The organism is Fischerella sp. JS2, assembly GCF_032393985.1.
Lineage (GTDB): Bacteria > Cyanobacteriota > Cyanobacteriia > Cyanobacteriales > Nostocaceae > Fischerella.
On sequence record NZ_CP135918.1, the window covers coordinates 5,386,252 to 5,403,974 of the forward strand.

At 42.6% G+C, this 17,723-nt stretch carries 17 protein-coding genes and 1 pseudogene; 9 read left to right on the forward strand and 9 right to left on the reverse strand.

Annotated elements, in window-relative coordinates; translation table 11 throughout:
* Positions 1-105: 105 nt before the first annotated feature.
* Together RS893_RS22850 and RS893_RS22855 are read right to left on the reverse strand one after the other, a co-directional pair.
* Positions 106-480, reverse strand: coding sequence for a response regulator (locus RS893_RS22850; RefSeq protein WP_315787981.1), 375 nt, complete (start codon positions 478-480; stop codon positions 106-108).
* An 18-nt stretch (positions 481-498) separates the two neighbouring features.
* The gene (locus RS893_RS22855; protein WP_315787982.1) at positions 499-2,061 is read right to left on the reverse strand and encodes a hybrid sensor histidine kinase/response regulator; all 1,563 of its coding nucleotides are present in this window, start codon (positions 2,059-2,061) and stop codon (positions 499-501) included.
* Between the two features lie 207 nt (positions 2,062-2,268).
* Here RS893_RS22855 and RS893_RS22860 point away from each other — a divergent pair, with 207 nt between their 5' ends.
* On the forward strand, positions 2,269-2,718 hold the full coding sequence (locus tag RS893_RS22860) for a cupin domain-containing protein (RefSeq protein WP_315787983.1): 450 nt from the start codon (positions 2,269-2,271) through the stop codon (positions 2,716-2,718).
* A 332-nt stretch (positions 2,719-3,050) separates the two neighbouring features.
* On the opposite strand, the gene RS893_RS22865 is transcribed toward RS893_RS22860, so the two are convergent.
* The 4 genes from RS893_RS22865 to RS893_RS22880 form a co-directional block, all read right to left on the reverse strand.
* On the reverse strand, positions 3,051-3,377 hold the full coding sequence (locus tag RS893_RS22865; RefSeq protein ID WP_315787984.1) for a DUF5615 family PIN-like protein: 327 nt from the start codon (positions 3,375-3,377) through the stop codon (positions 3,051-3,053).
* Positions 3,361-3,585, reverse strand: coding sequence for a DUF433 domain-containing protein (locus tag RS893_RS22870; protein ID WP_315787985.1), 225 nt, complete (start codon positions 3,583-3,585; stop codon positions 3,361-3,363). The genes RS893_RS22865 and RS893_RS22870 overlap by 17 nt, the downstream gene beginning before the upstream one ends.
* 258 nt (positions 3,586-3,843) lie before the next feature.
* Positions 3,844-4,191, reverse strand: coding sequence for a cupin domain-containing protein (locus RS893_RS22875; protein ID WP_315787986.1), 348 nt, complete (start codon positions 4,189-4,191; stop codon positions 3,844-3,846).
* 97 nt (positions 4,192-4,288) lie between these two features.
* Positions 4,289-4,723, reverse strand: coding sequence for a nuclear transport factor 2 family protein (locus RS893_RS22880; RefSeq protein WP_315787987.1), 435 nt, complete (start codon positions 4,721-4,723; stop codon positions 4,289-4,291).
* A 35-nt stretch (positions 4,724-4,758) separates the two neighbouring features.
* Here RS893_RS22880 and RS893_RS22885 point away from each other — a divergent pair, with 35 nt between their 5' ends.
* A complete protein-coding gene (locus RS893_RS22885) occupies positions 4,759-5,220 on the forward strand; it encodes a helix-turn-helix domain-containing protein (RefSeq protein ID WP_315787988.1) in 462 nt (153 codons plus the stop codon).
* Here the strand turns inward: RS893_RS22885 and RS893_RS22890 are convergent.
* Complete coding sequence (locus RS893_RS22890) at positions 5,191-5,454, reverse strand: hypothetical protein (protein WP_315787989.1); 264 nt, start codon at positions 5,452-5,454, stop codon at positions 5,191-5,193. The genes RS893_RS22885 and RS893_RS22890 overlap by 30 nt on opposite strands.
* 195 nt (positions 5,455-5,649) lie before the next feature.
* Here RS893_RS22890 and RS893_RS22895 point away from each other — a divergent pair, with 195 nt between their 5' ends.
* Together RS893_RS22895 and RS893_RS22900 are read left to right on the forward strand one after the other, a co-directional pair.
* A complete protein-coding gene (locus tag RS893_RS22895) occupies positions 5,650-11,259 on the forward strand; it encodes a PAS domain S-box protein (RefSeq protein WP_315787990.1) in 5,610 nt (1,869 codons plus the stop codon).
* Positions 11,260-11,312: 53 nt separating this feature from the next.
* Positions 11,313-13,205 carry a response regulator gene (locus RS893_RS22900; RefSeq protein WP_315787991.1) on the forward strand — a complete coding sequence of 631 codons (1,893 nt, stop codon included), beginning with the start codon at positions 11,313-11,315 and terminating at the stop codon, positions 13,203-13,205.
* A gap of 163 nt (positions 13,206-13,368) precedes the next feature.
* Here RS893_RS22900 and RS893_RS22905 read toward each other — a convergent pair.
* A pseudogene (locus RS893_RS22905) lies at positions 13,369-13,950 on the reverse strand (ATP-binding cassette domain-containing protein); the annotation flags it as partial.
* Positions 13,951-14,126: 176 nt separating this feature from the next.
* Positions 14,127-14,621 carry a hypothetical protein gene (locus tag RS893_RS22910; RefSeq protein WP_315787992.1) on the reverse strand — a complete coding sequence of 165 codons (495 nt, stop codon included), beginning with the start codon at positions 14,619-14,621 and terminating at the stop codon, positions 14,127-14,129.
* Positions 14,622-15,044: 423 nt separating this feature from the next.
* Here RS893_RS22910 and RS893_RS22915 point away from each other — a divergent pair, with 423 nt between their 5' ends.
* From RS893_RS22915 to RS893_RS22940, 5 genes are all read left to right on the forward strand, one after another.
* Complete coding sequence (locus tag RS893_RS22915; RefSeq protein WP_315787993.1) at positions 15,045-15,242, forward strand: plasmid partition protein ParG; 198 nt, start codon at positions 15,045-15,047, stop codon at positions 15,240-15,242.
* Positions 15,243-15,611: 369 nt separating this feature from the next.
* A complete protein-coding gene (locus RS893_RS22920) occupies positions 15,612-15,788 on the forward strand; it encodes a DUF4258 domain-containing protein (protein WP_315787994.1) in 177 nt (58 codons plus the stop codon).
* Positions 15,789-15,909: 121 nt separating this feature from the next.
* Positions 15,910-16,161: a type II toxin-antitoxin system MqsA family antitoxin gene (locus RS893_RS22925; RefSeq protein ID WP_315787995.1), complete on the forward strand. Its 252-nt coding sequence runs from the start codon at positions 15,910-15,912 to the stop codon at positions 16,159-16,161.
* Between the two features lie 290 nt (positions 16,162-16,451).
* Positions 16,452-16,604: a hypothetical protein gene (locus RS893_RS22935; RefSeq protein ID WP_315787996.1), complete on the forward strand. Its 153-nt coding sequence runs from the start codon at positions 16,452-16,454 to the stop codon at positions 16,602-16,604.
* Positions 16,605-16,902: 298 nt separating this feature from the next.
* Positions 16,903-17,616 (forward strand): SDR family oxidoreductase, encoded by a 714-nt coding sequence (locus RS893_RS22940; protein ID WP_315787997.1) that lies wholly within the window; start codon positions 16,903-16,905, stop codon positions 17,614-17,616.
* Positions 17,617-17,723 lie beyond the last annotated feature (107 nt).

Below are 17,723 nucleotides of genomic sequence, written 5' to 3' on the forward strand. Positions count from 1 at the left end.
CAAACGCGGTTAACGAAACACGCACATCTGCGATCGCACAAAGTGAAACTAGGGATTCAAGAAATACTCGACCGACTTGACAGACGTTTTAACAATGGTGGGTTATTAGCACCAGCCCAATGCTTGACTGATTTGCATTGCCAATTTCAAGGGACGAAAAGGCTTGGCAAAGACAGCAGCTACATCTAACTCAGTAAAACTGTTTTGATCTGACTCTTGGACTTTGGCAGTAAGTAAGATTACAGGAATTGATTTAGTAACCGGGTTAGCCTTGAGTTGTTGTAAGGTGGCACGCCCATCCATATCAGGCATCATTATATCTAGTAGAATCACATCAACTGGAGAGTTGGCAGCTACATGCAATGCCTCCTGACCAGAATCAGCAGTCAACACATGCCAACCTGCACCCATTTCTAATCCCAATTTTGCGATCGCCTGCACATCTTCTTCATCGTCAACAACTAAGATAGTTCTGCTCATAATGTTACTCTTATATGATTATGTGGATTTAGAGCTTATTAGAGGTAAAATTACATAAAACGTACTACCCTCACCCAAAACGCTCTCAACCCAGATTTTTCCATGATGTTGCTGTACAATATTCCGGCAAATAGCAAGTCCTAAACCTGTTCCGCCTTTATTGCGAGAATCGGATGCATCTACCTGCTGAAAGCGCTCAAAGATTATTTGTAATTTATCTTCAGGAATTCCTCGTCCTTGATCTTGGATAGTAATCAAAAGGTAGTTGGGTAAAGAACTATCTTTTGTGCAGAAATGGTGATTTTCTTCAGATTCAACACCTTGAGATTCTGAAAGTGTGGCACTAATCCAGACGGTATCTCCTGCTTCAGAAAACTTAATCGCGTTGCTGAGTAAATTGGTTAGGGTTTGTAGCAGGCGATCAGGATCTGCCCAAATTTCAATTGCTAAAGGATTAACAATCAGTTTGACTTGTAATTTATCTGCCATTGCTTGCATCGCTTCTGTTGCTGTGATTAACAGTTCAGCAACATTGCACTTAGCCTTCCGCATGAAAATTTTGCCCGATTTCATCCGTTCTAAATCGAGAATATCGTTCACCAAACGAATGAGACGTTCAGTGTTATTAGTAGCGATGCTGAGAATTTTTTGTCCCTGTGCAGTCAGAGTTCCTAATTGTCCTGCACCCAATAAATCCAATGCTCCCATTGTGGAAGTCAAAGGTGTACGCAACTCATGACTAACTAAAGAAATAAACTCGTTTTCTAGGCGTTTGCGTTCGGTGATGTCATTGGCGATTAATAAAGCGCATGGTACTCCAGCTAGATCAATTAATTCAATAGATATTAGTGTGGTTTTAACTTCTCCAGATTTAGTAGAAAATTCAAATTCTTGATTATAGATTGACCCAATATCAGGTAAACATTGAATTATTTGAGTGATCGCTACTGTATCTTTACCCAAATCAAGTTCCGCAAAGGTGTGTTCAATCACTTCCTCTGGGGAATAGCCACTCATTTTCAAAAAACTGGGATTGACATCAATAAAACACGCTTCTGCAACTGTAGCGATCGCGATCGGATTGGGACTGGAACGAAAAACTTTAGCAAACTTCTCTTCAGCTTTGGTGCGATCGCGAATTTCCTGCTGCAACCGTTCATTTTGCGCTTGGAGTTGTTTTTGCAGTTGGCGAATCATCAAGTGATTTTCAATTCGTGCTAAAACCTCTTCTAGTTGAAAAGGCTTAGTGATATAGTCCACCCCGCCAACTGCAAACGCTTTGACTTTATCTAGCACATCACCTAAAGCGCTGATAAAAATTACCGGAATTTCGCGGGTGCGATCATTTATCTTTAATTGCTGACAGACTTCATAACCATTCATCTGTGGCATATTAACATCCAGCAAAATCAAATCTGGGGGAACTGCATTTGCTCCCCGCAATCCTGTAGAACCTTTAGTCACACTGCGAACTTTATACCCTTGTTCTGTCAGCATGGCAGATAGAAGGTTTAGGTTTTCTGGTGTGTCATCAATTACCAAAATATCAGCTTTGGGTGAGGTGAGTGACTGGTTAGGCATTGCAATATCAACTCGAGCCACAAAAGGCTACTAATTATTTATTAGAAATTTTAACGTTGGTTCACTGACTTAATAATCCTTTACAAATAATTTTTCCATTACCCAATTGTCTCCCCTATTTCTCCCCGATTAATTACTAATCTTAAAAACATCAAATTAAGTTTGTGGTTCATACATATACAATCACATATTCAGGAGTTCACTAATATGCAAAGCTCAACCATGCATCAACCAACTGTTGTAGCAGCAGGAGAAGGTAAGAAATTCTCAGTTTTGGGTGGACAATTCACAACTAAAGCAACCGGGGAAACCAGCAATGGAGCTTGGACAGTTTATGAAATAGAAGATACAGAAAATAATGGTCCACCCCTGCATACTCACCCTTGGGAAGAAGCATTTTATATTCTAGAAGGTGAATTAGAATTACAAGTTGGTAAAGAAATAATCGTAGCAACACCAGGATTTTTTGTGAATATTCCTGAAAATACTAATCATGCTTTCAAGATTCGTTCTGCTTTTGCTAAGTTTTTGGTTTTAATAGCGCCTGAAAAAGCGAAGACTTTTTATGAAGAAATGGGTGATGTTGCAAGTTCTTCGCCACCAAATATGGAAAATATACAGCCGATTTTGGATAAGTATGAATTGCAGTTTGTTTAAGGTATAACAAGAGAAAATATTGCTTTTTGTACTCTTGATCTATTAGGACAATCTATGAGATCAATAAACAGCGGATATGTTTTATTAATTCAAACAATATAAATTAATCCGCTATATTTTACATATTTTATTTGCCAGCATTTGCATAGACTGCTGGCAAATTTGCATAAATTTGCAGTTCATACTTATAACAAATATGTGCGATCACACGGTTGAACTACCCAAAGAGAAAGATATCTTCAAAGCGAAAAAGAGTACTTTGTTTTCAGATCACCAAAAGCTTTCGGCAGTCCGTCGCATTTGAATTGTTGTGCTGCCCTGCTATATTATTTTCAATAACCTCCAACTTCAACTATTTCTCCTGAAGCAATTGTGTTCAGCACTTTACGAACATCTGGTATTAGAGGAACTAAATCCGGGAGTCTATTGCTAGGTGCTATAAGGACAACAACTGCCACTCCAGCTTGCTGTAAATTTTGCTGATAGCGCAAATTCTGGTCTGTGGTGAGCAGAATCGTAAAGCCCTCTTGACTCATAAGCCGCAGCAACTCACCGTTCTTTTTTCCTGACCATCCCATCTCGACAACTGTGCATATTTCGTAATCAGCAAGTTCCCGCTTTAAGGGTCGTGGAGTGCATTCATCAAGCAGGATTCGCACAGGCTGTCAGCATTTCCTTTGCTAATTCAAGCGCTGCGATCGCCTGTTCACGACTAACACTAGGGAAATGGTCTAGAAACACATCTAATGAATCACCAGCTTCAAGATAATCAAGCAGGGTTCTGATTGGCACACGAGTTCCAACAAAAACAGGGGTTCCTCCCAAAATGTCGGGGTCGCTATGAACAACACGGGATGTTAATGCCATAACAAATTCAGCCGACTGGCTGCTAGTCTTTGCATTAATCTTAACCTACACAGATAAATTCCACTTTCATGCTTGGTGGTGAGACTTGTTTCATTGGGACTGCCTTCTGCCTCCTACCCTCTTCAAAAGACCTCTTGCATGAATCCTCAAAACCCCACCCCAACCTTCCCCTTACTAAGGGGAGGGAGTTGATGTATTGCTTTCCCCCTTTGGCAAGGGGGGACTAAGGGGGGTATTTCAAATATTCGTGCAACAGGTCTAAAATGCGCGACCATCTTTGTGCGTTAAAGCCCATTCACTATTCGACAATTGTGTTGCTTTGAGATCATCATTTGGGTATTCGACCTCATCTCCCTCAGTGCGATCGCCAACCTCAAGATAGGTTACGTTCTCTTCAGACCGATTAATCAGTTGATGGGCGATACCTGTGCCTGCCTTAAATCCGTAGCAGTCACCAGGATGCAAAACGAATTCCTCTTCGCCTAATACCAGCGTTGGGCTGCCTTCCAATACTAGGATAAATTCTTCTTGCTTTGAGTGGCTATGAGCAAGAGCAGAAACTGCACCGGGCGAGAGATGAGTTAAATTAACTCCAAAATGAGTCAAGCCAAAATACTCACCCAATTTTCGCTTTTGTCGTCCCTTCACAAGAGAAGCATAAGGTTCTGGATATATCGTCTTACCGAACGGTGCTGAAATCGATTCAGCTGAAATTGGCGATTGCTTCATTACTTACCCTTATGATGTCAATGGCGTAACAAGCCCAAGCTTTCTTTACCTTTCCCGTACCGTCGAACCATAGCACTTCAGTCACCATGCCCCGATGCCCTCGGTAATAGAGCGTGATGCTATCTACACCCGTCAAAACTTCTTTCAGTTCAAAATGAAGGTCAGGGATTTGCGCTAACCCCTTGTTCCAGTAAGCTCTCACATCTGCCTTACCCTGGAGAATGCCGCTAGATTCTCCAACAATAGATGGGATCAAAGGGGAAGCCAACTCAAAGTCATCCGCGTAGTGGCTCAGGACAGCATCGATGTCACGTTGATTCCAGCCCTCGATCCAGCTGTGGGCAAAGCTGAATGCAAAATCTGCGTTGAGGATCGGCATGGTCACAAAATAGGTCATATAGGTTGACATACTCAAATTAGCTGAACATCGATTAATATGTCAACATGACTGACCTAAATAGTTTGCCAAGCGAGCGGGAAAAAGAACTTAACGAGGCTCTGGAAGCGTTGCACTTTGCTTTTCGCGCAGTTGTTGCAAAGCCAGATGCCATACTTGCCGAGCGTGGTCTCTCGCGTGTCCATCATCGGATTCTATATTTTATTGGTCGCAAGCCAGGATTAAGCGTTAACGAATTACTGGCGACTCTCGGAATCAGTAAACAGTCTTTGAACAGTCCATTACGGCAACTGACCCAATTAGGGCTAGTCGAATCTAATATTGACACCACTGATCGCCGGATCAAACGCCTAACCCTTACACCATCAGGCTTATGTTTAGAGAGTCAGTTATCCGGCGATCAAAGACAACGTTTTGCGCGGGTGTTTGAAGTTGTTGGACTAGAAGGGGAAACTGCATGGCGTAAGGTTATGCATTTACTAGCAGAGGATACATTCGCTGGGGAATAAACTAAGCAGCCTAACGGCTAAATTAGACCGCTTACCACGGGAGATACTGAACTTGACCCTCCATCTCCCCCTCTTGACTGCTTCTTGTTCTGCTCTACGGGCAAACAGGCGATCACGCAAACCTTGCGGATCAAATCTCGCTTGATTCATTGCCTGAATCTCCTGCAATCGTTGTCGTCGCTGTTGTAGGTAAGCTTCTACTTCCTGTTGTTGCTTAAGATAGAAAGCGATCATGACATAAACATCAGCCAGATTTTAGAGATGGATACCGATAAACGATTTCCTCTGCTGTCGCACCCTGATTACTGATTTTTGTCTTTTCCTAATGAATATGTAATTTTGCGTAGTTAATTCTTCCGAGGGTTGACTAACGCTAAAATTTCTATACCAAGTTGCTATTTCTTTCTCGGAGGCATCAAGGAGTTGGTGATGAGCGCACAACAGCTAGAGCAGGTGAAGCAATTGCAAGCTACCCTCACCAAAATGGAAGTAACGCTAAGTGCGATCGCGGATGCTGTAGTCTGGATAGGAGAAGACCGACGCATTCAATGGTGCAATTCTAGCTTTGAGTCTCTGGTTAACCAACTCCACGGCACTGTTTGCGGCTTGCAGTTAACTGATTTACTACCTTTAGCACAAACCGGACAACCAGTTGCGGAAAATTTCTATCCGGATGTGCGATTACTAAATGGGGAATACGCAACAACAAATTATCAGTTAACACAAGGTGAACGTAGCCTGATATTAGAAATTTCTGGGAACTGCACTAGATTAGCTGAGGAAAAATTTGCCGTACTGGTGATTCGAGATATTACAAAAATTCAACAAACTCAAGAATCCCTGCAAGAAATTGAGGAACGATTGCAGACATTAATTAACGCTACACCCGATATTATTTGTTTAAAAGATGGCGAGGGAAGATGGTTGCTGTCAAACCAGGCTAACCTGGAGTTTTTAGAACTACAAGGCGTTGATTATCGAGGCAAAACCGACGCAGAACTAGCACAATTCGCCAATTTTTATCATGATGTCTTGCTTAATTGCTGCGACACAGATGAGCAAGCTTGGCAATTGGCATGTGTGCATCGTGTAGAAGAAATTGTCCCCCGACCTGATGGGACAGCCAGTAGTTTAGATATGATTAAAGCACCCCTGTTTCACCAGGATGGGAGACGCAAGGCTCTTGTAGTATTAGGGCGGGATATTAGCGAACGGCAAGCCGCGCTACGTGAACGCCAACAAACCCAAGTCACTTTAGAAAACTCTTTGTCTTTGTTAAGTGCGATCTTTGAATCAATTCAAGATGGTATCTTAGCAGTTAATACTTACAGTAATATTACCAGTTATAATCAAAAGTTCTTAGAAATGTGGTCAGTTCCGCCAGAAATTTTGACGGAACCAGATCATTTGAAGCGGTTGATGCATCTAGCGAATCAGCTAAAAGATCCCGATGGGTTTTTGCAACGAGTTCGAGAATTATATGCCCAGCCAGAGCTAGTAAGTAACGACTTGTTAGAATTGCGAGATGGCAGAGTATTTGAGCGCTACTCCTGTCCTCAGCGTATCGGCGAACAAATTATTGGTAGAGTGTGGAGTTTCCGTGATGTTACTCAACGCCAAAAGTCAGAAGAGGCGCTGCGACAAAGTGAGTTGCAATACCGTAGTATTTTTGAAGCAATCAATGATGGACTATTTATTACTGAGATAGAAACTGAAAAAGTCGTCGAAGTGAATCCGGCTGCTTGCCAAATGCATGGTTACACCTACGAAGAATTTATCGCTTTGCATCCATCAGCCTACATTCACCCAGACTCCCATCATGTTTTCTATGAGTATCTGAAGACAATGCGAGTCGGTGAGCAATTTTACGGGCAAGCGGTTGATGTCTGCAAAGATGGTACTTTAATAGATGTGGAAGTCAAAGGTACAACTTGCATTTACAACGGAAAGCCACATGTTTTAGCTATAGTGCGAGATATTACAGTTCGCAAACTTATTGAGGAAGCCTTACGCCAAAGCGAAGCACAATACCGCGATTTGGTACAAACAGCCAACTGCATCATTCTGCGTTGGGATGGCAATGGTGACATTATATTTTTAAATGATTACGGTCAAAGGCTGTTTGGCTTCGATGTAGATGAAATTATCGGACGCAATGTCGTTGGCACAATTGTTCCCGAAACTGAAACTTCTGGACGCGACTTACAGGCATTAATGGTGGATATTTGTCAGCACCCAGAAAAGTATATATTTAACGAAAACGAGAACTTGTGTAAAAATGGCGATCGCGTTTGGATAGTCTGGGCAAATAAGCCTATTTTAGATGAGCGAGGCAACTTAATTGAAATTCTTTCAGTAGGGACTGATGCTACAAAACGCAAACGCGCTGAAGCAGCCCTCCAGGAAAGTGAGTTAAAGTTCCGTACTATTGTTGAAAATGCCAATGATCTGATATTTGTTCTCAACCTAGACGGAATTTTTACCTATCACTCGCCTAATGTCACCTCAATTATGGGATATAGCTTGGCAGAAATCGAAGGTCATTCTGTGGTGGAGTTTACCAAACCAGAAGATTTGGCAATTAGCGCTGCTGCATTACAAAGGGCAGCTTTAGGGGAAAAGTTGACTGGTATTGAGGTGCGACTGCGACACAAAAACGGCAGTTGGCGTTGGTTTAACTTTAACACTTCCACAATTAATACTTCTAGTGGTGAAATTGCGATCGCAGGTGTGGGACGCGATATTACAGAACGCAAGCAAGCAGAAGAAGCCTTACGTCGTAGTGAAATGAAATACCGCAACATCTTTGAAAATTCTCAAGTAGGGATTTTTCGCACTCGCCAGAAAGATGGATTAATAGTGGATGCTAATCAACGCGGTGCGGAGATTCTAGGTTTTGCCTGTGCTGCTGACCTGATTGGCAAACATTTCACCACTGACTTATATGTTAATATAAATGACCGCACCCGAATGTTAGCTGAGTTAGAAAAGTACGGCGAGGTACGTAACTTTGAACTCGCATTGCGTCGCTTTGATGGCTCTGTCGTTTGGGTATTATTGTCAATCCGCCTCAATGTAGAAGAGTCTTGTTTAGATTCTGTCTTTACAGATATTAGCGATCGCAAATACCAAGAACAAGCTTTACGCTTAATTGTTGAGGGGACAGCAGCTAAAACAGGTGATGAATTCTTTAATTCCTGCGTTCGTTACCTTGCTGAGGTATTGCAAGTTCAGTATGCCCTAGTGACTGAATTTAATGATGAGCCAAAAACGAAAGTCCGGACTTTGGCTTTTTGGTGTTGTGGGAATATTGGTGACAACTTGGAATATGATTTGCGCGGTACACCTTGTCAACACACTTTACAAGGCAAGATGTGTCACTACCCCCAACAAGTGCAAGCCGCTTTCCCCGAAGATGCAGATTTAGTGAGGATGAATGCCGAAAGTTTTCTAGGTGTTCCTCTGACTAGTTCATGCGGCGAAATCATTGGACATCTAGCAGTGATAGATGTCAAACCAATGCAGCCCGATCCGGGGCGGGAACTGATTATGAAAATTTTTGCTGCCCGTGCCGGTGCGGAACTAGAACGCAAACAAGCAGAAGCAGCCCTACAGCAAAGCGAGTTAAAGTTTCGCACGATCGTGGAAAAAGTTAATGATGTACTATTTGTTATTAATCCTCATGGGGTATTTACTTACATATCCCCTAATATCTTGAATACTACCGGATTTGCCCCCCAGGAAATAGAAGGCAATCACTTTGCATCCTTTACCCATCCCGAAGACGTGCCAAAATGTCTAGATGCCGCCCAAACTGTTTTAGCAACAGGTGAAGGAATTTCTAATACTGAGTTTCGTGGCAGACGTCGTAATGGGGGCTGGGTTTGGCAAACTGCAAACATAGTCCGCACACAAGATGCCCAAGGTAATTTCCAGATTGTGGGCATAGCTCGTGATATTAGCGATCGCAAACAGGCAGAGGAAGCCTTGCAACGTCGTACTCAAGCAGAAAGTTTAATTAGCAGCATTTCTCGGCAATTTATTGACCAAGATTTAGAAACAGCAATTAATTTTACACTACAAGCGATCGCTCAGTTTATTGATGCTGAACACAGTTGCATTTTTGAATGCTCCAGCGATCAAAGAGAATTTTATCTCATTCATGAATGGTGCAGTGAAGATGTTCCCCCATTGATTGATATTGCCAGAGGTTCGCCTGTGGAAGCTTTCCCCTATTTCTATGAGCCGATTCTCTGTGGTAGACATCGCCAAATCTCTTGTGTGGAAAAACTACCGCCCCATCTACCTGAGCGAAAATTGTTTGCAAGTATGTCGTTTCAATCTTTACTTGCTGTACCCATGCTTCATGCTGGTAGAGTGGTTGGGTTTGTGGGTGCAGCGATGATTCATCAGACGAAAACCTGGAACCAAGAAGATATTAATTTATTAAAACTCGTAGGTGAAATCATAGCGATCGGTCGATCTAGGCATCAAGCAGAAGAGGCACTGAGAATTGCCAAAGAAGCCGCCGAAACTGCTAACCGTGCCAAAAGTGCTTTTTTGGCTAATATGAGTCACGAACTCCGCACGCCTTTAAATGCCATCCTGGGTTTTTCTCAATTAATGGAACGAGACACCAGCCTCAACTCAAATCAGCGTGAATCTTTGGCTACCATTAACCGTAGTGGCGAACACTTACTCAACCTGATTAACGATGTGTTGGAAATGTCCAAAATAGAAGCCGGACACATTGTTTGCAACCCCGAAGATTTCGATCTTTATTTACTGTTGCAAATTTTACAAGAAATGTTCCAGGCACGGACACAAGCAAAGCATTTGTTTCTCAACTTTGAAATTGCTCCCGATCTTCCCCGTTATATCAACACAGACGAGGGCAAACTCCGCCAAGTTCTGATTAACCTCTTGGGTAATGCCGTTAAATTTACACAAGCAGGAGGAGTAACATTACGGGCGAGGTTGGGGACTGGAGATCGGGGACAAGGCGGACAAAAAGGAAATTTTTCTTCCCACACTTCCAGACGCGATGAATCGCGTCTCTACATTACTCCCCACACTCCCCATCTCCCCAATCCCCAATCCCTAATCTTTGAAGTCGAAGACACCGGACGGGGGATCGCACCAGAAGAAATGGAGAATCTTTTCCAGCCTTTTGTCCAGACAACAAGCGGTATCCAAACTAAGGAAGGTACTGGGTTAGGGCTAACTATCAGCCGTCAGTTTGTGCGATTGCTGGGGGGTGAGATTCACTTTAGTAGTACCTTGGGACAAGGATCTACTTTTAGCTTTGATATCCAAGTCAATTTGGCATCAGCATTGAAAGTTGCACCAAAGTTGAGTAAGGGACGGGTGATTGGGTTGGCAGCAGATCAACCCTCTTACCGTATTCTCGTAGTGGACGATCGCCCCGAAAACCGTGACTTAATTGTGCAACTCCTTGGTAGTGTAGGTTTTGAGGTAGATGCTGCCAATAACGGGCAAGAAGCGATCGCTAGATGGCAAAATCGACAACCCCACCTAATATGGATGGATATGCGGATGCCTATAATGAACGGTTACGACGCAACAAAAGAAATTAGAGCCAGGGAAAAAACTACAGCTACAAATTTCCGCACTGTAATTATTGCTCTGACTGCTAGTGCTTTTGAAGAACAACAGGCAAGTATCTTAGCCGTTGGTTGCGACGATTTAATTCGCAAGCCATTCCGAGAACAAGTAATTTTTGAAAAGATAGCTGAATATTTGCAGGTACGCTATGTGTATGCAGAAGACAGCAGCGACAATGTAACAAGCAATCAGTCAGAGAATATTCAATCTTCCATTGTGGATCTGCACTCTGCGATTACTGTGATGTCGGCTGCATGGCTAGAAGAAGTTAATCAAGCAGCAGTTGAAGTTGATGCTGAGCGAATTTTCCAATTAATAGAGCAAATTCCGCAAACTCATTCTGACTTGGCAGAAAATTTAGCAAATTTAGTACGCAGTTTCTGCTTTGATGAAATTATTGAACTAACGAATTGAATCAGTGAACAGTTAACAGTTAATAGGGAATAGGAAAATAAAGGAAGTCGGCAGTGAGAATCTTGCTCATCGAGGATGACGAGGTATTAGTGAGTGTTTTGTTGCAGTCTTTGACCAAGCAACACTATGTTGTTGATGTTGTTCAGGATGGTCAAATGGGCTGGGAATATAGCCAAAGCACAAACTACGACCTGCTGCTGATGGATGTGGGATTACCGAAAATAGACGGGATATCCTTGTGTCAAAAATTACGTAAAAAAGGTTGTAATACTCCGATTTTGTTGATGACGGCAAAAGATGCTAGTAGCGATCGCATTCGGGGACTGGATACAGGTGCAGATGATTACTTGATCAAACCTTTGGATTTAGAAGAACTACAAGCACGAATCCGCGCCCTTTTACGTCGGGGTGAAATTCCTCATACCCCGGTACTGGAGATTGAGAGATTGCGGCTAGATCCGAGTAGTTGCCAAGTTACCTATAACGAAAAACAAATCGAATTAACACCCAAAGAATACAGTCTACTAGAACTGTTGATGCGGAATCCATCGCGAGTATACAGTCGGGGCGATATTATTGAGCATCTTTGGACTTTTGATGATCCACCACAGGAGGAAACTGTCAAATCGCACATTAAATGGTTGCGACATAAGCTGAAAGTTGCGGGGGCTGTAGATTGGATTGAGAATGTCTACGGTGTGGGATATCGGCTTAATCCTCAGAAGTTAAAGCAGGGGACAAGGGGGACACGGGGACAAGGGGGACACGGGGACAAGGGGGACAGGGGGGAGGTTTCTTTTGATCCTAACTCCGCAAATTCAGTAAATTCCGCATCTGTGGTGCAGCAGTTTCAACAAGCGATGGGTGGTTTGTGGAACCAGTATCAAGGGCTGATGACGCAGCGTATGGATGTATTGGCACAAGCTGCAACCGCTCTTGCTAGTAACAACTTAACAGCAGAATTAAGTCAATCTGCCCAACAGGCGGCGCACAAACTAGCTGGTGTTTTGGGAATGTTTGAACTGGATGCTGGGACTGAAATAGCACGAAAAATAGAAGTAAATTTTAGTCAAAAGGGCGAATTATCAACAATCCAAAAGCAGCAATTGCTGTCATTAATTCAACAGTTGGGCGACTTGTTAAATCTTGCAGTCCAAAAACCTAGTCATCAATCAACTCTCCCTGTTCCAGCTTCTGCAAACACCCGTTTATTATTAATTGAACCTGATCTGCAACTAGGGGCAGAGTTGCAACAGCTAGCGCTGGGTACGGGTACACTATGCGAGCAGATAGCCACAATTGAAGGTGTCAAAAATTACCTCAAAACAACATCACCAGATTTAGTAGTTCTGAATATGGATGAGGTGGGAACACGGGAAGATAGTTTGACATTATTAGCAGAATTAGCAAAACGCACTCCACCCATACCCGTAATTGTTCTGACTACCGCGAATGGGCTAGCAGACCGTGTTACCATTGCCCGTGCTGGAGGACGAGGATTTTTAGTCAAGCCAGTAACAGCAATGCAGGTATGGGATATTGCCTCTCAAATATTACAAAAACACAAAAATTTAGCAATTAATGTACTTATTGTAGATGATGACCCATTGATTTTAGCTGCCCTACGTCCCATGTTAGAACCTTGGGGTATACGGATGACAGGGTTAGCTAAACCGTTAGGTTTTTGGGAAGTACTAGAAGCGATCGCACCTGATTTAGTGATTTTAGATGTCGAAATGCCCCAAATCAATGGTATTGAACTTTGCCAAGCGGTACGTACCGATCCCAAATGGCGAGGATTACCGATTTTGTTTCTGACTGCACACCGGGAAATAGAAACCGTACAGCAAGTATTTGCCGTTGGCGCAGATGACTACGTACTCAAACCTGTAGTAGGAGAAGAATTGTTAACACGGATTATCCGCCGCCTCGAACGCAATCGATGAATTATTTTCTATGGAGAACAGGGAACAGACTAGAAAGTCTCTTTAGTACGAAATTACATAAATTCATAGCGAAATTTTGACACCAAAACTCAGCGCCCCTCTGCGTTTACCTTTGCGTCCCTCTGCGTTTAAAACCGCTACGAATTAACGCAAAAAGAAAACTCTACCCGCCAATCACCGAATGTTCCAACTGTCTGGCTACCAATCGGGCAAATAATCCTTCTTGGGATATTAACTCCAAAAAAGTACCTTCTTGCACGACTCGCCCAGCATCGATCACATATATACGATCAGCATTGCGAATCGTGCTGAGGCGGTGGGCAATTACCACACGGGTAGCTTGCAACTGATCTAAACTGTTGCTAACAATTGTCTGGGTGCGGTTATCTAAAGCGCTGGTGGCTTCATCCATGAGGATAACTTTTGGTTTACCAACAAGCGATCGCGCAATCAATAATCTTTGTCGTTGTCCACCAGAAAGATTAGTTCCCCCCTCACTAATAATAGTGTGCATTCCCATTGGCATTTGCTCGATGTCATCTGCCAAACCTGCCATACGTGCGGCTTCCCAAGCTTTATCGATTGTGACTAATGCCCCGGCAGTAATATTATCAAAAATCGAGCCTGATCCGATTTTGCCATTTTGCAGCACTACACCCAACGACCTGCGTAAACCTTGGAGATCCAAATTTGCCAAATCCTTACCGTCATAGTAAACGCCACCACTCAAGGAAGTCTCAAAGCCCTACACAAATGTGGAACGACTAATGCCAATTAAAGTGGTGATGCTGTCAGTGCCACAGATGAAGATGGAGCAACTGTAGGGTGGGGTAGGGGGCGATCGCATAAAAAAACGTATGCAAAGTAATAGATCTTTACATACGTGTGCGTGCGGAGATATTTGAGATAGAAAGATTCCAGTTATGCTGCTAGTTCTGGTTTTTGATTAACCCACTGTCTCAGCTGTTCTATTTTTTCTCTTTCATGATCCAGTAAATCATTTGGATTTAATTCCAGCAAATGATGAATAGCTGCAATCACTTCCTCTGTTGTCCAGCCAAGAATCATATTGTTTCTGATTAAATCATCCAGACTCTTATAAGAAAAGAGGAAAAAGTTACCAAGATTCTTAACATCTTCAACAATTCTTTCTGAATCAGGATTAAGAACGTTTTGCGGCTTATAAAAACATCTCCAAATTTCCTTAAACCTTACATTATAGGCACATTCAAGCTCTCTGAACTCCAGCTCGTTTTCAGAATTTCTAGTTTCTTTTTGCACTTCATAGACAAAGTAATGTGTTTTGATGTGTCTATACTTTATCTCATGAGGCTTCTCGCTTATTTTTCTTTGTTCCCAGATGTAATTGTTTAAAACGTGTTCTATCTCAGCGTCCTCAGCATTTAAGCTCGTCATTTCGGGATTGTATCTTTATCCATGAAGGTAGTATTTTTGACAAATGAGATAGCCTTCAGAAATAAATTTTGTTGTTTGAGGTATTGGCATAATTACTCCTATTTGACTCTTCTGATTTGGCAGAGAAACATACGAAGGCTAGTTGTAAAAAATGCGATCGCCACTCCGACACTGACGATTGTTTTAGATTTGCTCATCTTTTATTAAGAAAGTGGTGTCTATTGACACCACAAAAACGTTTCCAAGTGCTGAGTCCTTAAACTCAGCATTCACGTTCTACTTGGCAAGAACAGCGAATGCCGGGTTTAGGAAAGTGGTGCTGGCACGTCGGGGTTATTACTTCTGGGGAAAATTATATCAATTTTGGGGGAATTAGGGAATATGGGAATATGAAAATATGGGAATATTGCTGAGATTCCCCCTATGCTATGCCAGAATGATGTGATGGCAAAACCCGAAGATACGGTCAAACTGGTAATTGGCAAGGAATTAAAAATCCGTTTCAAGTCCCTATGTGTCCAGGCAGAAACGGATATGAGTAGTGTTGCTAAAGATTTAATAGCGCAGTGGTGTAGTGAGCAAGAGAAAAAGCTTGCTCAAGAGAAAAAAAGCTATGAATAAAAATACTAAGGCAATCACTCCCCAGGTCGCCTTATTGATGAGTTAGGTTCGTCATTACCTGTTGGATGCGATCGCCAACCTCGACTGAGCAACAACTTTATCGGTTATATCTCATGAGTGTCGGTAAAATTTGGGAATAGCGTCTTGTTTATCTGGCAATTTCCCAGCAAGTCTACGAAAGTACAGCACGTTGCAATTAAGTGAAGTACAATGCTTAGGTCTAAAAGCCAGACATAGAGAAAATTTTACTTCTGTAGCTTGCTTCCCGTAGGGTATTCTGACTTCTGATTCCTAAATTCTGCTGTAACTGAACCGTATTGGAGTATATTGAGAAATTCTCAGAAATACTTGCTTTAACTAACAGATTTCATGTTCGATGAAATTTTACGACGAATGCGGGAGAAGGTCACATCGCTTCAATATGTAATGACTCTCCATGCAGAAGAAGAAATGAACGATGATAATTTAACAATCTACGATATCCAAAAAAGCATCCTGACAGGTGATATATTGGAACGTCAAAAACATAAAGTCACTGTCGAATAAAAATACCGCATTAGAGGAACAACCTCTGACGGTGTAGAAGTCGAAGTCATCGCCAAACTTGGTTTAACAGGAAAGTTAGTTATCATTACCGTATATCGAGTCTAAGATGGGAGAGGGCAAAATGAAGTGCGATATTTGCAGTAGTCAAGGTGTAAATATTCGCAGGGTTGCGAGGACGTATGGTAAAGGTGAAGACTTGCTGGTAATTGAGAATATTCCAATAATCAGTTGTCCTCATTGTGGCGAGAGTTACCTAACAGCAGAAACCCTGCATGAAATTGAGAGAATTAAACAAAACCGCACAAGCTTGGCGGTTGAACGTTATGTGGACGTGGCTAGTTTTGGTGAGGATAACTCACCTATTGCTGTATGAAGTCTAGGATAGGGCTAAAAATTCCTACAATAAAAATTAATGCCGTAAAAATACATATAATAAATACCAAATACCTACCAAAATTACTCTTACAATTACCGAAGGCAAACTACAAGACAATATATTTTTGACTCTCGCACCACTTGCATTATTGGTAGGTCAAACGACTGTAACCCAAAACTACCTAATGATGAAGACCATAGTACTATTTTCCGCTATCACTGCTTGTTAGATATCAACCCGCCAGCTATTCGCGTGCGGGATTTTGTATTGCGACTTTTTTGGCAGTGTTGCAAAATGAACCCCTACCTATTCGCCAACGCGATGCATCTATTCCGCAAAAACTAGCAGAGGTAATTGATTTAGCGTTAGTAGAGAAACCAGAAATTTATCTCGCTGCGCGAGGAAGGCAGAGGGCAGAGGACAGGAGGCATCTATGTTGAGTTGTCGGTTGAGCAGCCCTATTGCCGTCCGAGCTTTTGGGTTTAAGACCCCCGCTAAAACGAAGTTTAGCGGATACGAATTGCTGGTGGGTATGAATTCTCCCAGGAACATCGCTCCTTGTGCCCTCTGCCTCCTGCATAGCTGCCTTCTTCAATTTAAGAGTGCAACAGAGTTTAAGCAGGCATTATTAGGTATGTTGTAATATTAAACGCAAGTTGTAATTATACACTTTACAAATCGCACTATAAATTACTGTAACTTTTCTGGTGTGGGTATCACAACCACTAAGGAGGGCCAATGAACTCAGAAAAGCAAATACCAAGGATAGCGATCGCTACTGGTGCAAATCGCGGTATCGGACTGGAAGTTGCACGTCAACTTGCTCGTCAAAATATTACTGTAATTTTAGGAGCGCGTAACTTAGAAAAGGGAAAAGCCGCAGCCGAGACATTGGCAAAAGAAGGACTTGAGGTTTTACCGCGTTGGCTGGATGTGACTAATCAAGAGAGTATTGATCGCCTAGCGACTCAAGTCAAAGAAGAATTTGGGCGATTAGATATCCTGATTAATAATGCTGGCATTCTCTACGACACTTGGCAGCAGGCAATTAATGCTAACTTTGATACAGTACACGAAGCATTGGAAACCAACACCTTTGGCCCTTGGCGCATGTGTCAAGCATTTATTCCCCTGCTACGCCAAAGCCAACATGGTCGAATTGTAAATGTTTCCAGTGGGGCTGGATCGTTGACTAGCATGAGTGGTGGCACACCTGCATACAGTGTGTCAAAAGTAGCACTCAATGCCCTGACTCGAATGTTAGCTGACGAGTTAAGAAGTACTGGCATTTTGGTTAACTCAGTTTGTCCAGGCTGGGTTGCAACCGATATGGGTGGTGCAGGAGGAAGACCAGTTGAGGATGGTGCAGCAGGGATTGTGTGGGCAGCCACATTACCAGATGATGGCCCAACCGGTGGATTCTTCCGCGATGGGAAACCTCTGCCTTGGTAAGCATAGCCTGAAAAATTTATGTTTAAAAATCGAACACCGATGCACACAGATTGACACAGATAGATTATACCAATTCAAATAATGTTTGCGGCAGATAACCCCACCCG

Bases quoted from the DNA above. Each gene is read 5' to 3' on its own strand.
- RS893_RS22850 (WP_315787981.1), bottom strand. From the start codon at position 480: ATGAGCAGAACTATCTTAGTTGTTGACGATGAAGAAGATGTGCAGGCG.
- RS893_RS22855 (WP_315787982.1), bottom strand. From the start codon at position 2,061: ATGCCTAACCAGTCACTCACCTCACCCAAAGCTGATATTTTGGTAATT.
- RS893_RS22860 (WP_315787983.1), top strand. From the start codon at position 2,269: ATGCAAAGCTCAACCATGCATCAACCAACTGTTGTAGCAGCAGGAGAA.
- RS893_RS22870 (WP_315787985.1), bottom strand. From the start codon at position 3,585: ATGGCATTAACATCCCGTGTTGTTCATAGCGACCCCGACATTTTGGGA.
- RS893_RS22880 (WP_315787987.1), bottom strand. From the start codon at position 4,723: ATGTCAACCTATATGACCTATTTTGTGACCATGCCGATCCTCAACGCA.
- RS893_RS22885 (WP_315787988.1), top strand. From the start codon at position 4,759: ATGACTGACCTAAATAGTTTGCCAAGCGAGCGGGAAAAAGAACTTAAC.
- RS893_RS22890 (WP_315787989.1), bottom strand. From the start codon at position 5,454: ATGATCGCTTTCTATCTTAAGCAACAACAGGAAGTAGAAGCTTACCTA.
- RS893_RS22895 (WP_315787990.1), top strand. From the start codon at position 5,650: ATGAGCGCACAACAGCTAGAGCAGGTGAAGCAATTGCAAGCTACCCTC.
- RS893_RS22910 (WP_315787992.1), bottom strand. From the start codon at position 14,621: ATGACGAGCTTAAATGCTGAGGACGCTGAGATAGAACACGTTTTAAAC.
- RS893_RS22915 (WP_315787993.1), top strand. From the start codon at position 15,045: ATGCTATGCCAGAATGATGTGATGGCAAAACCCGAAGATACGGTCAAA.
- RS893_RS22920 (WP_315787994.1), top strand. From the start codon at position 15,612: ATGTTCGATGAAATTTTACGACGAATGCGGGAGAAGGTCACATCGCTT.
- RS893_RS22925 (WP_315787995.1), top strand. From the start codon at position 15,910: ATGAAGTGCGATATTTGCAGTAGTCAAGGTGTAAATATTCGCAGGGTT.
- RS893_RS22940 (WP_315787997.1), top strand. From the start codon at position 16,903: ATGAACTCAGAAAAGCAAATACCAAGGATAGCGATCGCTACTGGTGCA.